Here is an 18287-nt window from a genome sequence, read left to right as displayed (position 1 = left end):
ACGGAGAAGGAGAACCTTCCCCATGGGGAAATTTATTGACTCGCCTGGCTGATTTTCTGATACAGCTCATAAACCTGCGGCTTGCTTTTCAGTTTTTCATAAATGGGTTGCACCGCGGCTTTGAAGGGTTCGGTATCAATATCGAAAAACTCGACGCCAAATTGTGTTTGCGCCTGTACCCGCGCTTTCTCTATCTCTTCGCGCCAGGCTTTTTTCTCCACGTTGATTGATTCATCAATCGCCTCCTGCAACGCCTGCAACTGCTCCGGCGTTAACTTGGTTTTGGTCAGGTTGCTCATGATGACGATATCGGGAATGCGGGTGTGCATGTCATAGGTATAATATTTGGCGACTTCGCCGTGGCGGGCGATGGTCAGGGCGAATTCATTATTCTCCGCGCCGTCGATAATGCCCTGCTGCAAGGAGGTATACACTTCCCCCTGACTCATGGCGATGGCGGAAGCGCCAAGCAGTTTGATGGTCTCGATGGAGGTTTCGCTTTGCATCACGCGAATCTTCTTGCCTTTCAAATCGCTGACGCTCTTAATCGGAGCCTTGCCGGTATAAAAGCTGCGCGCGCCCGAGTCATACCAGGCGACGCCGGTAAAACCCTGCGCTTCCGTGGCGCGATACACCGGCTCCATGATTTGCGGGTTATCCATCACCTGATAGAAACTCTCCTGATCCTTAAAGAGATAGGGTAAGGAAAAGACGCCGTACAGCGGCGAAAAACTTTCCAGCAGACCCGACGACACTTTCGTCAAATCGATCGCGCCGACCTGCGTCATCTCAACCAGCTCGCGTTCGCCGCCGAGCTGGCTGTCGGGGAAATACTGAATCTTCACTTCGCCATTGGTTTTTTGCTCAACGGCTTTGCCGATGTATTGCAGCGCCTGCTTCACCGGTTCGCTGTTTTCCGCATAGGCCAGTTTAAGCAGGGTTGCTGCGTAAGCGCCATGACTCAGCGAGAAGATCAACGCGGCAGAGGCCAGTTTTATCAGCACAGAGGTTTTAGCTATTTTCATCGCCTTCTTTCTCCTGTTGTTTTCTTTATTATGTCGTCGCCACGGCAAACGCCGCTTGCCGCTGGGCCAGCGTAACCGTCGCATACAGGGGAAACCTTTGCGTTTTTGCCACCTTCCGTCTGACGCTGTCACCACGGAAAAGAATTAACCGATCGGCATCAAACATTTTACAAAAGAGCATTTTGTTTTCAGACAGGCGACACGCTTATTCAGATCGTTCCGGCGGCGCATTACCGCATGCGGGAAGAAGGATTTACCGCGGAGTACGTTTTTTATGGCGGGGCTCTTCTCATACGAAGAGGCAAAAAATGGCGATAAAAAAACGGCTCCCGCAGGAGCCGTTATAAGCAAACAGGAAAGGACTAAAAAATTAAGCCTGACCTTTCACTTCTTTCAGACCGTTGAACGGTGCTTTGGCGCCCAGCGCTTCTTCGATACGAATCAGCTGGTTGTATTTAGCAACACGGTCAGAACGGCTCATGGAACCGGTTTTGATCTGGCCGGCCGCAGTACCTACCGCCAGGTCGGCGATGGTGGCGTCTTCGGTTTCGCCGGAACGGTGAGAGATAACGGCGGTGTAGCCGGCGTCTTTCGCCATCTTGATAGCAGCCAGAGTTTCGGTCAGAGAACCGATCTGGTTGAATTTGATCAGGATGGAGTTGGCGATACCTTTATCGATACCTTCTTTCAGGATCTTGGTGTTGGTGACGAACAGATCGTCGCCGACCAGCTGGATTTTGTCGCCCAGGACTTTAGTCTGGTAAGCAAAACCGTCCCAGTCGGATTCATTCAGACCGTCTTCGATGGACACGATCGGATATTCTTTGGTCAGGCCTTCCAGGTAATGCGTGAATTCCTGAGAAGTGAAGGTTTTGCCTTCACCTTTCAGTTCATAGTTACCGGTTTCTTTGTTGTAGAATTCGGAAGCCGCGCAGTCCATCGCCAGCGTCACATCTTTACCCAGCACATAACCGGCTTTTTCTACCGCTTCTTTGATAGCGGCCAGCGCGGCGGCGTTGGATTCCAGGTTAGGGGCATAGCCGCCTTCGTCGCCGACTGCGGTGCTCATGCCTTTGGCTTTCAGCACTTTCGCCAGGTTGTGGAACACTTCGGAACCGATGCGGATCGCTTCTTTCACGGTTTTCGCGCCGACAGGCTGAATCATGAATTCCTGGATGTCGACGTTGTTGTCGGCATGTTCGCCGCCGTTGATGATGTTCATCATCGGCAGAGGCATAGAGTACTGACCCGGAGTGCCGTTCAGCTCGGCGATGTGCGCGTACAGCGGCAGGCCTTTGGAAGCGGCGGCAGCTTTAGCCGCAGCCAGAGAAACCGCCAGAATGGCGTTGGCGCCGAATTTGGATTTGTTTTCAGTCCCGTCCAGGTCGATCATGATTTTATCGATGTTCGCCTGATCTTTCGCGTCTTTACCCAGGATAGCCTGAGCCAGCGGGCCGTTTACCGCGGCAACGGCTTTCGTTACGCCCTTGCCCAGGAAACGGGATTTGTCACCGTCACGCAGTTCCAGCGCTTCACGAGAACCGGTGGAAGCCCCTGAAGGCGCGGCAGCCAGACCAACGAAACCGCCTTCCAGATGCACTTCAGCTTCAACAGTTGGATTTCCGCGTGAGTCGATGATTTCACGACCGATGACTTTAACAATTTTGGACATTAGATTTTCCTCAGTACAGTTAAACTAAAACCTCAGACGAACACCGCGCGATCATGAGACCACGCGGCGCTGGCAAAACTTACTTCACCTGACGCTTTTGATACGCGCCAGCGGCTTTTACAAAGCCAGCAAACAATGGATGTCCATCACGCGGCGTCGATGTGAATTCCGGGTGGAACTGACAGGCCACGAACCATGGATGATCGGGTAATTCAATGATCTCCACCAGCTTGCGATCGGCGGAGAGACCGGCTACGCGCAATCCCGCCGCTTCAATCTGTTTCAACAACATGTTGTTGACTTCATAACGATGACGGTGACGTTCGATGATCGTCGGTTCACCGTAGAGTTGCCGCACCAGGCTGCCTTCGGCCAGATGACATTGCTGTCCGCCGACGCGCATGGTGCCGCCCAGGTCGCTATCTTCACTACGAACTTCGATATTGCCGTCTTCATCACGCCATTCCGTAATGAGCGCAATCACCGGGTACTTACAGTCTGGCACAAACTCCGTCGAATTCGCCCCTTCCATACCGACGACGTCGCGGGCAAATTCCATTAATGCGACCTGCATGCCAAGACAAATGCCCAGGTAAGGGACATTGTTTTCACGGGCGTAACGCGCCGCCATCACCTTACCTTCAACGCCACGATAGCCGAATCCGCCGGGGATCAGGATAGCGTCCAAATCTTTCAGAATATCGACGCCGCGGGTTTCCACATCCTGCGAGTCGATAAGCTTGATGTTCACCGTCAGGCGATTTTTCAAGCCGCCGTGTTTCAGCGCTTCAATGACGGACTTATAGGCGTCAGGCAACGCCACGTATTTGCCGATCATCCCGATGGTCACTTCGCCGCCCGGATTGGCTTCTTCGTACACCACCTGTTCCCACTCTGACAGGTTCGCTTCCTGACAGTTCAAGCTGAATCGTTTACAAATATAATCGTCCAGGCCCTGAGATTTCAATAGCGCCGGGATTTTATAAATGGAATCAATGTCTTTAAGGGAGATTACCGCTTTTTCCGGTACATTACAGAATAAAGCAATCTTTGCCCGCTCATTGGCCGGGACGGTACGGTCGGAACGGCAGATAAGAACGTCGGGCTGAATACCGATGGAAAGCAGCTCTTTTACCGAGTGCTGCGTTGGCTTGGTTTTTACCTCACCGGCGGCGGCCAGGTAAGGCACCAGCGTCAGGTGCATAAACAACGTATGCTCACGGCCCACTTCAACCGCCATCTGACGAATCGCTTCCAGGAACGGCAGGGATTCGATATCGCCGACGGTGCCGCCGATTTCAACCAGCACCACGTCATGCCCTTCGCCGCCTTCCAGGATACGCTCTTTAATCGCATTGGTGATATGCGGGATAACCTGAATCGTCGCGCCCAGATAGTCGCCCCGGCGCTCTTTACGCAGAACGTCGGAGTAGATGCGGCCGGTGGTGAAGTTATTACGGCGAGACATTTTGGTGCGGATGAAGCGCTCGTAGTGGCCCAGATCGAGATCGGTTTCCGCCCCATCTTCGGTGACGAACACTTCACCGTGCTGAGTCGGGCTCATCGTCCCCGGATCCACGTTGATATACGGGTCCAGTTTCATGATGGTAACGTTGAGGCCACGGGCTTCGAGAATAGCCGCCAGAGAGGCTGCGGCAATGCCTTTACCCAGAGAGGATACGACCCCGCCGGTCACAAAAATATAATTAGTTGTCATGCTGAACCTGAGAGTTTAGGTTTAAAGACGATGGAAAGACCAAGACGGGAAAGTAGTATACCGGAACCTGCCGGGCGCCACAATTGTTCGTTTTGCCCGTCGCGGCAAGCGCGACGGCGCGGAGGCGTAAACGGCCTATGTCCGACCGGCGGGCGGCGTTCGGGCTTTCCGCCGTCGTTGCCGGCACGTCGGTCTGGCCGGGGGTTTCATTGCGAAGGCGCAGGGACGGGGAACGTTCGCCAGTCGTTCGAATGATTGCGCTCACCCTTGTTTTTCCAGGTTTTTCACCTGTTGCCACGCCGCTTCCATCTGTTCCAGCGTCGCTTGATCCAGGGTGCCGCCGGCTTGGCTGATAATCTGTTCCACCTGACGGAAACGGCGGCAGAATTTGCGATTGGCCTCTTGCAAGGCGCGCTCGGCCTTATGCCCCAGATGACGCGAAAGATTGACGGTCGCAAACAGTAAATCGCCGATTTCCTCACCCAGTTTTTCTTCATCAATGACGGCCTGCCGGGCTTCATGCAGCACTTCATCAATTTCTTCGTAAACTTTGTCGACGACCGGCCCCAGGCTGTTCCAGTCAAAACCGACGGCGGCGCAGCGCTGCTGAATTTTTTGCGCTTTCATTAACGCCGGCAGCGCATCGGGAATATCATCCACCAGCGAGTGACGATCTTTTTCAGACCTTTCCTGCGCTTTGGTCTGCTCCCAACTTGCCAGCGCGGCTTTACTGTCCGCCGGCGTCGCCGCATCGGCGAAAATGTGCGGATGACGGCGTTCCAGCTTGTCGCTGATGGCGTCGCAAACGTCGGAAAAATCAAACAGCCCCTGTTCCTGCGCCATTTGCGCGTAAAATACCACCTGGAACAGCAGGTCGCCCAACTCGCCGCGCAGGTCGTCAAAGTCTTTACGGCTGATGGCGTCCAGCACTTCGTAAGTCTCTTCCAACGTGTAGGGGGCGATGGTGTCAAACGTCTGTTTGCGATCCCACGGACAGCCGTTCTGCGGATCGCGCAGGGTTTTCATAATGGCGAGCAGGCGCTCAATAGCGGGTGAAGTCATAGTGTTCCTAATGATGAGGGCTGTGCCCGAACTAAGTTAATAACAACGGCAAGGAAGCCAGAATATTTCACCGTTTTGTTGTTCCGGGCGTAAAAAATTGTGCTGAGGTGAGCGTGACCGCCGAGTGAGCCGCATGGACGCGTCACTGGCGGCTCGGTAAGCGGGCATGGACACCGAAGGAACCGCGCAGCGGCACAATTCCCGCCCAAAGCCTGGGTTCTGAGGGATGCGGCGATTGAGCATCCCTCAGTCGGGCGTGGCGGTGGTGCCACAAAAAACTACGTCACTCAACACGCACGAAACCCTCCACCGCACCAACATAAACACGATTTTTATCACCTACGGTTTGAAAAGCCAAAAAAACAACCCCCCATTTATCCCCCCTGCTGGCGGCGGGCGTCGATCACATCCGGCAGTTGGTTGAGCTTAGCCAGCACGCGTCCCAGCACCTGCAAGTTATAAATCTCGATGTCCATATCGATGGTGGCCAACTGCTGCCGGGTGTCGCTGCGGCTGGATACCCCCAGCACATTGACTTTTTCGTTCGCCAGAATGGTGGTGATATCGCGCAGTAAACCGCTGCGATCGTTGGCCGTCACCCTCACCACCAGCGAATAGCCGCTGGAATAACTTTCGCCCCACACCGCGTCGACAATGCGTTCCGGCGCATGACTACGCAGTTCTTCCAACTGCTCGCAGTCCGAACGGTGGATGGAGATCCCCCGTCCGCGGGTGATAAACCCGGTGATATCGTCGCCGGGGATCGGCTGGCAGCAACGGGCGATATGGTGCATCAGGTTGCCGACGCCCTCCACCACGACGCGCCCGTTATCCTTGTTGCGCGGCGCCGGCGGCTGGGATTTCTGCGTCAGCTGACGCAGCGCTTCACGATCCTGCTCTTCCGCGCTGGGTTGCTTAAGCTGGGATTGCAGGAAATTCACCATCTGATTAAGGCGAATATCCCCGCCGCCAATCGCCGCCAGCAGTTCATCCAGCGAATTGACGTTATAACGCGGCAACAGCAGTTTCTCCGCCGTTTTCAGACCGATCCCCAGATGCTCCAACTCATCGTCCAGGATCTGACGCCCGGCCAGAATGTTCTTGTCGCGATCCTGCTTGCGGAACCAGTTATGAATTTTAGAACGCCCGCGGCTGGTGGTGATGTAGCCCAGATTGGGATTCAGCCAGTCGCGACTGGGGTTTGGCTGTTTCTGGGTGATCACTTCTATCTGATCGCCCATCTGTAGCTGGTAGGTGAACGGCACGATGCGGCCGCCGATTTTGGCGCCGATGCAACGATGGCCGATATCGCTGTGAATATGGTAGGCGAAATCCAGCGGCGTCGAGCCGGCGGGCAGATCGACCACGTCGCCTTTCGGCGTAAAGACGTAAACCCGATCGTCGAACACCTGACTGCGCACTTCATCCAGCACTTCGTCCGAATCCGCCATCTCTTCCTGCCAGGCGATCAGCTTACGCAGCCAGGCGATCCGCCCCTCGTAACCCGCGCGACCGCCGGCCACCGTGCCTTCTTTATATTTCCAGTGCGCCGCCACGCCCAGCTCGGCATCTTCATGCATCTGCCGGGTGCGGATCTGGATTTCGAGCGTTTTGCCTTTCGGCCCCAGCACCACCGTATGAATGGACTGGTAGCCGTTCGGTTTCGGGTTGGCGACGTAGTCGTCAAACTCGTCCGGCAGATGCCGATAATGGGTATGCACAATCCCCAGCGCGCCGTAGCAATCCTGCAAGCGCTCCACCACAATCCGCACCGCGCGCACGTCGAACAGTTCGTCAAACGACAGCGATTTTTTCTGCATCTTGCGCCAGATGCTGTAGATGTGTTTGGGGCGACCGTAGATCTCCGCCTGCACCCCTTCTTCCTTCATGGCGGCGCGCAGCGTTTTCACGAAATCGTCGATGTACTGTTCGCGATCGATGCGGCGCTCATGCAGCAGCGTCGCAATGCGTTTGTACTCTTCCGGATGCAGATAGCGGAAACAGAAGTCTTCCAACTCCCATTTGAGCTGCCCGATCCCCAGCCGGTTGGCGAGCGGCGCATAAATATTGGTACACTCTTTCGCCGCCAGCACCCGTTCTTCTTCCGGGGCGTCCTTCACTTCGCGCAGGTGGGCGATGCGCTCCGCCAGCTTGATCACGACGCAGCGAAAATCCTCCACCATCGCCAGCAGCATACGGCGGATGTTATCGACCTGCTCGGAGGCGACGGAGTCCGTCTGGGTGGCTTTGAGCTGGCGAATCGCATCCATATCGCGCACGCCATGCACCAGATCGGCGATGTTTTTGCCAAACGTTTCGCCCAGCGTGGCTTCATCCACGACATTGGCGTTGGCGAGCGGGAACAGCAGCGCCGCGCGCATGCTGTCATTGTCCATGCTCAGCGTGGACAGAATTTCGACCATCTCGATCCCCCGCCACAGCAGCAGCATGGCATCGGGATGATCCTGGGTTTGTTGTTCACAGTAACGCAAGGTTTCGGCTAAACGTTCACACGACTGCTGACTGGTTATTCCAAGCGAAGCAATCCACGCGTCAGCTACGAATTCGCCAGCCGTATTCAAATGCGCACTTCTTACCGCAACCATAATTTCTCCCTACTTATACCCTTCATCTTTTTTCAAATTGCAGAAGCGTCGGCCGCCTGCCTGCGTTTCGAAATCTATGGGGTATCCGCCTCACCGGAATCGCGCAAAAACAACGCCATCGATTCAAGATGTCCGGTATGTGGAAACATATCCAACATAGTAACATTCGCCAGCCGATAACCGGCCGCGAGTAATATTTTACTGTCGCGCGCCAGCGTGGTCGGGTTACAGGAAACATACACCACACGCCGGGGAGACAGCCTGACAATCTGTGCCATGACGCCCGCGGCGCCGGCACGCGCCGGATCGAGTAATATTTTATCAAAACCCTGAGCGGCCCAGGGCTGTCGCGTAACGTCATCCTCAAGATTTTGGTGAAAAAAGGTGACATTCGCCAGGCCGTTGCGCCGGGCGTTCTCGCGCCCTTTTTCCACTAACGCCGCCACGCCTTCCACGCCGACAACGCCGGCCGCCCGCTGCGCCATTGGGAGGGTGAAATTTCCCATCCCGCAGAACAGGTCCAATATCCGGTCCTCGGGCTGAATATCCAGCCAGGCCAACGCCTGAGCGACCATTTGCTGATTGACCGAATCATTGACCTGAATAAAATCCCGCGGACTGAACGCCAGCGTAAGCCCTGCGACGCGGTAGACCGGCGCTTCGCCGTGCAGGCAAATCAGGGATTGCGCATCCGCCGCCAGATAGACAGACACCGCATGCCGCTGCGCAAAGTCGCGTAATGCCTGACCATCAGCGGCGCTCAGCGGATCGAGATGGCGTAATACCAGCAACGGACCGTTATCGGCCAGCACCAGTTCAACGTGTCCCAGGCGTTTCACCGCCTGCAAGCCGGCCAGGCAATCGCGCAACGGCGCCAACAGCGCGTCCAGCTCCGGCCGTAATATCGGGCAGGTTCGGACATCGGCCAAATCATGCGATCCGGCCTGACGATATCCCATCAGCAGGCGTTGCTGTTTCGCCTGATAGTATAACGCAAGCCGCGCGCGTCGCCGGTATGCGTACGCCGGCCCGCAAATAGGATCGCCGACGATTGCGGACGCCCCCGTTTCCCGCGCCATCAGACGCGCCAGCGCCGATGATTTGCTGCCCTGCTGTAACGCAATATCGGCATGTTGCTGCTGGCAACCGCCGCAGACGTTAAAGTGCGGACAGCGCGGCGCCACACGTTGCGGGCTGCGCGTCAGTAAACGTTTAAGTTTAGCATGCGCAAACTGGCGCTTTTCGTCCGTCAGTTGCACTTCCGCCCGCTCTCCCGGCAACGCGCCGGTGACGAAAATGGTTTTACCCTGATGGCGAGCCACCCCCTGACCAAACGGGTCAAGGGAATCTACCGCGACGGTTATTATTTGCCGGGTCGTCACGCGCCGGTTTGGAGAGTAGAATTGCGCCATAATTTACAATTGGTTTATAAAAACCCTAATTTTTAAGCTGAATGTTTATTGATACCCAATTGATGTCAAGATACCGGGTAAGGCTGAATTCTCCCACATTGGAGCCCCATGACCAAATACAGTCTGCGTGCGCGCATGTTAATACTGGTTTTAGCGCCGACATTATTAATCGGGCTGTTGCTCAGTATTTTTTTCGGCATCACCCGCTATAACCAATTGCAGTCGCAATTGGCCGACACGGGAGCCAGTATTATTGAGCCGCTGGCGGTCGCCAGCGCTTATGCTATTACGAAAAATCAATTAGATACGCTTCAGCCGCTGATCAATACCCTGCACCGCCGCCATTCCGACGTCATCAGGGCCATCAGCATTTTCGACGCGCAGGATCGGCTGATCGTCACGACCAATATTCGCCATGAAGCGGTGTCTGAACACCTGGCGGAAGAGGCGCACGATTACGGCGTGCTGCACCTCTACCATACCGGCGACTTACTGATCCTGCATATGCCCATCATGGCGGATAGCGAATTCACCCATGACGCCAGGCCGGCGCGGCCCGGCGTCATGAAACCCATCGCCTATCTGGCGGTCGAGCTGGATATCAACGCCCTCAAACTTCAGCAATATCAGGAAATGCTGATCGCCGGTCTGCTGCTGCTGCTTTGCATGGGCGTGGCCTTTCTGTTTGCCTATCGTCTGATGCGGGACGTCACCGCGCCAATCCGCAACATGGTGGAAACGGTCGACCGCATCCGCCGCGGACAGCTGGACAGCCGGGTTGAGGGCCACATGCTGGGCGAGCTGGATATGCTGAAAAACGGCATCAACTCAATGGCCATGTCGTTGACCGCCTATCACGAAGAGATGCAGCAGAACATCGATCAGGCCACTTACGATCTGCGGGAAACGCTTGAACAGATGGAGATCCAGAACGTGGAGCTGGATCTGGCGAAAAAACGGGCGCAGGAAGCGGCGCGCATCAAGTCCGAGTTTTTGGCCAATATGTCGCACGAATTAAGAACGCCGCTCAACGGCGTCATCGGTTTTACCCGCCAGACGTTGAAAACCTCGCTGAATCCGACGCAAACCGACTACCTGCTGACCATCGAACGTTCCGCCAACAACCTGCTGAATATCATTAATGACGTGCTGGATTTCTCCAAACTGGAGGCCGGCAAGCTGGTACTGGAAAATATCCCCTTCTCGTTGCATAACACGCTGGACGAAGTGGTCATGCTGCTGGCTCACACCGCGCACGAAAAAGGGCTGGAGCTCACCCTCGATATTCAAAACGACGTGCCGGAACAATTCGTCGGCGATCCGATGCGGCTCCAGCAAATCATCACCAACCTGCTGGGGAACGCCATCAAGTTTACCGAGCAGGGCAACATTGATATCCGGGTGGAAAAACGCCGACAGGAACAGCATCACGTTCAGTTGGAAATTCAAATCCGCGATACCGGCATCGGCATTGCGGAACGGCAGCAGTCGCATCTGTTTCAGGCTTTCCGCCAGGCCGACACCAGTATCTCGCGACGCCACGGGGGAACCGGGCTGGGCCTGGTGATCACCCAGCGGCTGATCAAAGAGATGGGCGGCGATATCAGCTTTCACAGTCAGTTGAATAAAGGTTCCACCTTCTGGTTCCATATCAGCCTGCCGTTGAACCCCCACGCCGCGCCGGCGCACAATATGTACCGGATGCTGCAAGGCAAAACCCTGGCGTATATCGAATCCAATCCGGCGGCGGCGCAGGCGACGCTGGATATTCTCAGTCAAACGCCGCTGACGGTCAGCTACAGCGCCACGCTGGAACAACTCCCCGATACGCCTTTCGATATCCTGCTGCTGGGCATTCCGGTTCACTACCGCAACACGCTGCTCGACTATACGCCCAAGCTGCGAGACGTTTGCCGACGCGCGCCCTGCGTGATATTGGCGCTGCCCAGCCTCGCGCAAATGGATGCGGAACAGCTGAAATTGTTCGGCGTTCACGCCTGCCTGAGCAAACCGATCTCCGCGCCCCGGCTGCTGCCGCTGCTGCAAGACAACCCGTTTATCGAGCTGCCTTTTCTGCCGGAAGACATCAAGGCGGCGCAACCGCCGCAGGCAACGACCGAACGGCTGGCGCTGTGCGTGATGGCGGTGGACGATAACCCGGCCAACCTGAAATTGATCGGCACGCTGCTGGAAGAACAGGTCGAGAAAGTCATTCTGTGCGAAAACGGCGCGGAAGCCATCCACCAGGCCAGAGAGCAGGATATTCATATCATCCTGATGGATATTCAGATGCCGGGGATGGACGGCATCCGCACCAGTGAGTTAATCCGCCAGCTTCCTCATCACGCGGAAACGCCGATTATCGCCGTGACCGCCCATACCATGGGCGATGAGCGCGACCATATGCTCCAGGCGGGGATGGATGATTATCTGGCAAAACCGATTGACGAGCAGATGCTGAACAAAGTGCTGTCCCGCTATTCCCATATGAATATGAAAGCGGCGCCCGCGCCCGCGGATGAACCACAGGATAGCCCATGCTCCCTGGACTGGACGCTGGCGCAACGGCAGGCGGCCAATAAGCCGGAACTGGCGCGCGAACTGCTCCAGATGCTGCTGGACTTTCTGCCGGAGGTCAGCCAACAGGTTGAAAACATGATGAATGGCCAACCGAGCGATAACATCCTCGATCTGATCCACAAACTGCACGGCAGTTGCAGCTACAGCGGGGTGCCGCGCCTGAAGCAAATCTGCTGTTATCTGGAACAGCAGTTGCGCAAAGGGATCGATGCCGGCGAACTGGAGCCGGAATGGCTGGAACTGCTGGATGAAATCGATAATGTCGGCAAGGCGGCGGCGGCGCACCTAAACCCGAGCGCGGTTCAGCAGGCCTGACGGGCCTTATGACCGCGTCCGCCTCGCGCCTCAGTCATCCGGCAATCCCTGCGCCAGTTTGATGGTGGCGGCGATATTGCGCGCCGTCATGCGTACATTGTCCGCCGCGTTATCCAGCGCGTCTTCCAGCGAACAGATGTTGTACAGCACGCTGAATACCGCATCCAGACCGTGTTCATGCACCACCCCGACATCCGCGGTCAGGCTGCCGGCGATACCGATGACCGGTATATGGTAGCGTTTGGCCACTCTGGCGACGCCAATCGGCACTTTGCCGTGGATCGTCTGGCTATCGATGCGCCCTTCGCCGGTAATCACCAACGACGCGTCCCGCACCAGCGCATCCAGCCCCAGCGCTTCAGTGACGATCTCGATCCCCTGGCGCAAATCGGCGGCGCAAAACGCCAGTAACGCGGCGCCCATTCCCCCCGCCGCGCCCGCGCCGGGAACCCGTTCGACGTCGGTATCCAAATCACGGCGGATGACCGCCGCATAATGCCTGAGGGCGTTATCCAACTGTTCAATCATCTGGTCGGTCGCCCCTTTTTGCGGGCCGAAAATCGCCGACGCGCCTTGCTTACCGGTCAACGGATTGGTGACATCGCACGCGACTTCAAAACGACAGGTTTTTATGCGCGCATCCAGCTCGCCGATATCAATACTGGCCAGTTGATCAAGCTTGCCGCCGCCGAAACCGATCTGCTCGCCGGAGGCATCCAGCAGCTTCGCGCCCAGCGCCTGCGCCATGCCCGCGCCGCCATCATTGGTGGCGCTGCCGCCGATGCCGATGATGCAATGCTTGACGCCATGATCCAGCGCGCAGCGAATCAGCTCGCCCGTGCCGTAGCTGGTGGTCAGCAACGGATTGCGCCGATGTGTCGGAACCTGCTCCAGACCGCTGGCGGCGGCCATTTCAATAAACGCCGTTTTTTCATCGCCCGACAGGCCAAAAAACGCCTCGATGTTATCGCCTAACGGCCCGGTGACCTGAACATTGACCCGCTTTCCGCCGGTAGCCGCCACCATCGCCTCAACGGTGCCTTCGCCGCCATCGGCAACCGGCAATTTGACGTAGCAGGCATGGGGAAACACATCAAGAAACCCCAGCTCAATTTGCGTGGCGACGTCTTGCGCCGACAGACTTTCTTTATAAGAATCCGGTGCGATAACTATTTTCATAAACGATCCGATTTCATAAACGATCCGATTGCATCAATAGTCCGCACTGCTGAACCGGCGTTTATCAGAATGATTACCCCGACGACCGCCGCGGCATACCACAATGTACGCCGCGGCGACAATCATCACGTAATGCGTAATGTCTACCGCGTTATTTCAACTTTAGCCAATTTTTCATAATAGCAAGCCAATGCGCTGTGATCGGCCGTACCCAGACCGTCCGCTTTCAACGCCTGCATCATTTCCATCACCGCGGCGGTCAACGGCAGCTGCGCGCCGACGCCGTGTGAAGTATCCAGCGCGTTGGCCAAATCCTTAATGTGCAAATCGATGCGGAAACCCGGTTTGAAGTTACGATCCAGCACCATCGGCGTTTTGGCGTCCAGCACCGTGCTGCCCGCCAGGCCGCCGCGAATCGCCTGATAAACCAACTCCGGGTTGACGCCGGCTTTGGTCGCCAGCGTCAGCGCTTCCGACATGGCGGCGATATTCAGCGCCACAATCACCTGATTCGCCAGTTTGGTGACATTGCCCGCGCCGATATCGCCGGTATGCACCACCGAACCGGCCATCGTTTTCATGATGTCGAAACAGCGCTCGAACAGCGCTTTATCGCCGCCGACCATCACGGACAGCGTGCCGTCAATCGCTTTCGGTTCGCCGCCGCTGACGGGCGCATCCAGCATGCCGATCTCTTTTTCCGCCAATGCCGCGGCGATTTCGCGACTGGCCAGCGGCGCAATCGAACTCATATCAATCACCACGCCGCCGGCGCGGACGCCCTCTATCACCCCGCCCTCGCCCAGCACCACCTCTTTTACCTGCGGAGAGTTCGGCAACATGGTGATAATGATGTCGCACTGTTCCGCCACCTGTTTCGGCAGCGCGGCCGGCTCCGCGCCGGCGGCGACCACCTCCGCGACGGCCGCGCTGTTACGGTCCATCACGACCAATGAATAACCTGCCTTCAGCAGATTTTTACTCATCGGTTTTCCCATAATGCCCAGTCCGATAAAACCAATTTTCATTGTGATAACCCCATTGTCCGGTGTATTGACCACGCGCATTAGCGCTGACATCACTGCTTAAATTTGTCGTTCAGCGCCTGAGTCGCGCTACGAAACAGGCCTAAATCGCTGCCTACCGCCACAAAGCTCGCGCCCCATTCCAGGTAGCGACGGGCGTCGGCCTCGACCGGCGCCAGAATGCCGGCAGGCTTGCCGTGGGCGGCGGCGCGTTCAAAGATATGGCGGATGACGCGCTGAACCTCAGGATGATTGGGCTGGCCTAAATAACCCAGCGCGGCGGAGAGATCGCCCGGTCCGACAAAAATACCGTCTACGCCGTCAACGGCGGCGATGGCATCCAGATTGTCGACGCCCTGCCGGCTTTCGATCTGAACCAGAACGGTGATGTTGTCGTTGATGGTGGCGAAATAGTCAGGCTCTGTGCCATAGGCATTGCTGCGATGCGCGACGGAAACGCCGCGGATGCCCGCCGGCGGATAACGCGTCGACGCGACGGCGCCGATGGCCTCTTCCTCGCTTTCCACAAAAGGGATCAGGAAGTTATTAAAACCGATATCCAGCAATCGCTTGATAATCACCGGTTCATTACAGGGAGGGCGAACGACCGGCGCGCTGCGGCTGCCTTGCAGCGCCATGAGTTGCGGAATAAAAGTACTGATGTCGTTCGGCGCGTGCTCGCCATCCAGAACCAGCCAGTCAAACCCCGCCAGCCCCAGCACTTCGGTGGAAATAGGATTTGCCAGCGCGCACCAGCAGCCAATCAGTTTTTTTCCCTGGCGTAGATTTTGACGAAAATGGTTAGGCAACAACGTAGTTTTCATTTTTTATCCTCGGCAAGTCCGGCGCCGCCTCGTCTGAAACGGCGCCCTTAAACAGCTAGATAATCAAACGGTTAACGCACCAGGCACGGACGTTTATTGTCGAATGCCCAACCAGGAATGAGATATTGCATCCCCACCGCGTCGTTGCGGGCGCCCAGCCCCATGTTTTTGTACAGCTCATGCGCTTTCAGCACCTGCTCCCAATCCAGCTCGATGCCCAGTCCCGGCTTCTTCGGCACCTCGACCATGCCGCCCACGATCGGTAATGGCGCTTTGGTTAAACGCTGATTGCCTTCCTGCCAGATCCAATGCGTATCAATGGCCGTGATTTTGCCCGGCGCAGCCGCCGCCACGTGGGTGAACATCGCCAGTGAAATATCAAAGTGATTATTAGAGTGAGAGCCCCAGGTCAGTCCCCATTCGTGACACATCTGCGCCACGCGAACGGAGCCGTTCATCGTCCAGAAATGGGGGTCTGCCAGCGGGATATCGACAGACTGTAGCGAAATAGTGTGTCCCATCTGACGCCAGTCGGTGGCAATCATGTTGGTGGCGGTCGGCAGACCGGTGGCGCGGCGAAACTCCGCCATGATTTCACGCCCGGAGAACCCCTGTTCCGCGCCACAGGGATCTTCCGCATACGCCAGTACGCCGCGCAGTTGTTTGCCCAGACCGATGGCTTCGTCCAGAGACCAGGCGCCATTGGGATCCAGGGTGATCCGCGCCTGAGGGAAACGTTCAGCGAGCGCCGTCACCGCTTCCGCTTCTTCACTGCCGGCCAGAACCCCGCCCTTCAGTTTGAAATCATTAAAACCGTATTTTTCGTAAGAGGCCTCGGCCAAACGGACAATGGTTTCCGGCGTGAGCGCTTCTTCATGGCGCAGACGATACCAGTCGCATTTTTCATCCGGCTGGCTCTGATAAGGCAGATCGGTTTTGTTGCGATCGCCGATGTAAAACAGGTAACCCAGCATTTCAACCGCATCGCGCTGTTGTCCATCGCCCAGCAGCGACGCCACCGAAACATTCAGGAACTGGCCCAACAGGTCGAGCATGGCGGCTTCAATCGCCGTCACCACATGAATCGTGGTGCGCAAATCAAACGTCTGTAACCCGCGGCCGGCCGCATCGCGATCGGCGAACTGATTACGCACCGCCGTCATCACGTTCTTATACTCGCCAAGCGTTTTACCGATGACCAATACGCCGGCGTCTTCCAGCGTCTGACGTATTTTCTCGCCGCCGGGGACTTCCCCGACCCCGGTATGACCGGCGTTGTCCTTCAGGATCACGATATTACGGGTAAAGTAAGGCGCATGCGCGCCGCTAAGATTCAGCAGCATGCTGTCATACCCGGCGACGGGGATAACCTGCATGTCGGTAATAACCGGTGTTGAATGTTGCAAAGTCATGGTTTTTATCCTTATTGAAGTAGGGGTACGGATAATTAACGACCAAAGACCGGGCGTTTACGATCGAATGTCCAGCCGGGGATCAGGTACTGCATCGCGGCGGCGTCATTACGTGCGCCGCTGGGCAATTTTTTATATAATTCATGCGCTTTCATTACCCGATCCCTATCCAGTTCAATTCCCAGTCCCGGACGATCCGGCACCTTGATTTTGCCATTGACGATCGGTAGCGGATCTTTGGTCAGATATTGGCCTTCCTGCCAGATCCAGTGCGTATCAATGGCGGTCGGATTGCCCGGCGCCGCCGCGCCGACGTGCGTAAACATCGCCAGCGAAATATCAAAATGGTTATTGGAGTGACAGCCCCACGTCAGCCCCCACTCATCGCACATTTGCGCGACGCGCACCGCGCCGCGCATCGTCCAGAAATGCGGGTCGGCCAGCGGAATATCGACGGCCTGCAACATCACGGCGTGATTCATTTCACGCCAGTTGGTGGCGATCATATTGGTTGCCACCGGTAAGCCGGTGGCGCGGCGAAACTCCGCCATGATTTCACGCCCGGAGAATCCTTGTTCCGCGCCGCAGGGATCTTCCGCATAGGCCAGAATGCCCTGCATGTCTTTGCACAGGCGAACCGCTTCATCCAATAACCAGGCGCCGTTCGGATCGATGGTGATGCGGGCATCGGGAAAGCGTGTTGCCAGTGCGCGGACCGCATCGATTTCCTGTTCGCCCGGCAATACGCCGCCTTTCAGTTTGAAATCTTTGAAGCCGTAACGGTCGGCGGCCGCTTCGGCCAGACGAACGATGGCGTCGCTATCCATCGCTTTCTCATGACGCAGGCGATACCACTCATGTTTCCCCGTTTCGCCCGCCAGGTACGGCAGGTCGGTTTTCAGGCGATCGCCGATGTAGAACAGATAGCCAAGCACCGTGACCTCATCACGCTGTTGTCCATGCCCCAACAGTTCGGACACCGGCACGCCGAGGAACTGGCCCTGAAGATCAAGCAAGGCGGCTTCCAGCGCGGCCACCGCATTGACCCGTAATTCAAACGTCCAGGCGCCTTTGCCGAACGAATCGAAATCCGAGGATTGGTTGCCGACATGGATGTCATGCACCAGGCGGTTCATGCGCGCCAGATGTTCGCCTTTGACGCGCGGTATCGCCGCCAGCAGCGTGTTGTAAATCACTTCGCCGCCCGGCGCTTCGCCGAGCCCGGTATGCCCGGCGCTGTCGGTCAGAATGACGATATTGCGCGTGAAATAAGCCCCGTGCGCGCCGCCGATGTTCAGCAACATGCTGTCATACCCGGCAACCGGAATAACCTGCATATCGGTAATGACGGGAGAGGATGAAAAAGAATGATTGTTCATGACCTGCTCCTGATTTCAGATAAATGCGTGGCGGAGAATTAATTCAGATACTGGCGATAACCGTTCGATAAGCGGAATA

Annotated in this window: 12 protein-coding genes; 1 reads left to right on the top strand and 11 read right to left on the bottom strand. The window is 56.6% G+C overall.

The features are described 5' to 3' along the window. Positions 1-32: 32 nt before the first annotated feature. The 6 genes from ABRZ28_RS04980 to rlmD form a co-directional block, all read right to left on the bottom strand. A complete protein-coding gene (locus tag ABRZ28_RS04980) occupies positions 33-1025 on the bottom strand; it encodes a TRAP transporter substrate-binding protein (RefSeq protein ID WP_319604542.1) in 993 nt (330 codons plus the stop codon). A 370-nt stretch (positions 1026-1395) separates the two neighbouring features. Continuing rightward, the gene (gene eno / locus ABRZ28_RS04975; RefSeq protein ID WP_319604541.1) at positions 1396-2697 is read right to left on the bottom strand and encodes a phosphopyruvate hydratase; all 1302 of its coding nucleotides are present in this window, start codon (positions 2695-2697) and stop codon (positions 1396-1398) included. Between the two features lie 79 nt (positions 2698-2776). After that, positions 2777-4414 (bottom strand): glutamine hydrolyzing CTP synthase, encoded by a 1638-nt coding sequence (gene pyrG / locus ABRZ28_RS04970; protein ID WP_319604540.1) that lies wholly within the window; start codon positions 4412-4414, stop codon positions 2777-2779. Positions 4415-4675: 261 nt separating this feature from the next. After that, complete coding sequence (gene mazG, locus ABRZ28_RS04965) at positions 4676-5476, bottom strand: nucleoside triphosphate pyrophosphohydrolase (RefSeq protein ID WP_330519636.1); 801 nt, start codon at positions 5474-5476, stop codon at positions 4676-4678. A 374-nt stretch (positions 5477-5850) separates the two neighbouring features. Next, positions 5851-8082 carry a GTP diphosphokinase gene (gene relA / locus ABRZ28_RS04960; RefSeq protein ID WP_319604538.1) on the bottom strand — a complete coding sequence of 744 codons (2232 nt, stop codon included), beginning with the start codon at positions 8080-8082 and terminating at the stop codon, positions 5851-5853. A gap of 74 nt (positions 8083-8156) precedes the next feature. Next, positions 8157-9494: a 23S rRNA (uracil(1939)-C(5))-methyltransferase RlmD gene (gene rlmD / locus ABRZ28_RS04955; RefSeq protein ID WP_330519635.1), complete on the bottom strand. Its 1338-nt coding sequence runs from the start codon at positions 9492-9494 to the stop codon at positions 8157-8159. Between the two features lie 108 nt (positions 9495-9602). On the opposite strand from rlmD, the gene barA reads away from it, so the two are divergent. Beyond that, a complete protein-coding gene (barA, locus tag ABRZ28_RS04950; protein WP_330519634.1) occupies positions 9603-12389 on the top strand; it encodes a two-component sensor histidine kinase BarA in 2787 nt (928 codons plus the stop codon). 30 nt (positions 12390-12419) lie between these two features. Here the strand turns inward: barA and ABRZ28_RS04945 are convergent, their stop codons facing one another. The 5 genes from ABRZ28_RS04945 to ABRZ28_RS04925 all read right to left on the bottom strand — a co-directional run bounded on the left by ABRZ28_RS04945 (position 12420) and on the right by ABRZ28_RS04925 (position 18208). Further along, entirely contained in the window at positions 12420-13568 is a 1149-nt protein-coding gene (locus tag ABRZ28_RS04945) for a glycerate kinase (RefSeq protein ID WP_319604535.1), read from the bottom strand. 143 nt (positions 13569-13711) lie between these two features. Beyond that, the gene (gene garR / locus ABRZ28_RS04940; protein WP_319604534.1) at positions 13712-14596 is read right to left on the bottom strand and encodes a 2-hydroxy-3-oxopropionate reductase; all 885 of its coding nucleotides are present in this window, start codon (positions 14594-14596) and stop codon (positions 13712-13714) included. 50 nt (positions 14597-14646) lie between these two features. After that, positions 14647-15417 carry a 2-dehydro-3-deoxyglucarate aldolase gene (gene garL / locus ABRZ28_RS04935; RefSeq protein WP_319604533.1) on the bottom strand — a complete coding sequence of 257 codons (771 nt, stop codon included), beginning with the start codon at positions 15415-15417 and terminating at the stop codon, positions 14647-14649. Positions 15418-15488: 71 nt separating this feature from the next. Then, on the bottom strand, positions 15489-16829 hold the full coding sequence (gudD, locus tag ABRZ28_RS04930) for a glucarate dehydratase (protein WP_319604532.1): 1341 nt from the start codon (positions 16827-16829) through the stop codon (positions 15489-15491). Between the two features lie 35 nt (positions 16830-16864). Next, the gene (locus ABRZ28_RS04925; RefSeq protein ID WP_319604531.1) at positions 16865-18208 is read right to left on the bottom strand and encodes an enolase C-terminal domain-like protein; all 1344 of its coding nucleotides are present in this window, start codon (positions 18206-18208) and stop codon (positions 16865-16867) included. Positions 18209-18287: the final 79 nt, after the last annotated feature.

It is taken from the genome of Brenneria sp. g21c3 (genome assembly GCF_040240345.1).
Lineage (GTDB): Bacteria > Pseudomonadota > Gammaproteobacteria > Enterobacterales > Enterobacteriaceae > Brenneria.
The sequence above is the reverse complement of the archived record's forward strand: the minus strand, read 5'-3'. Positions and strand labels throughout refer to the sequence as shown.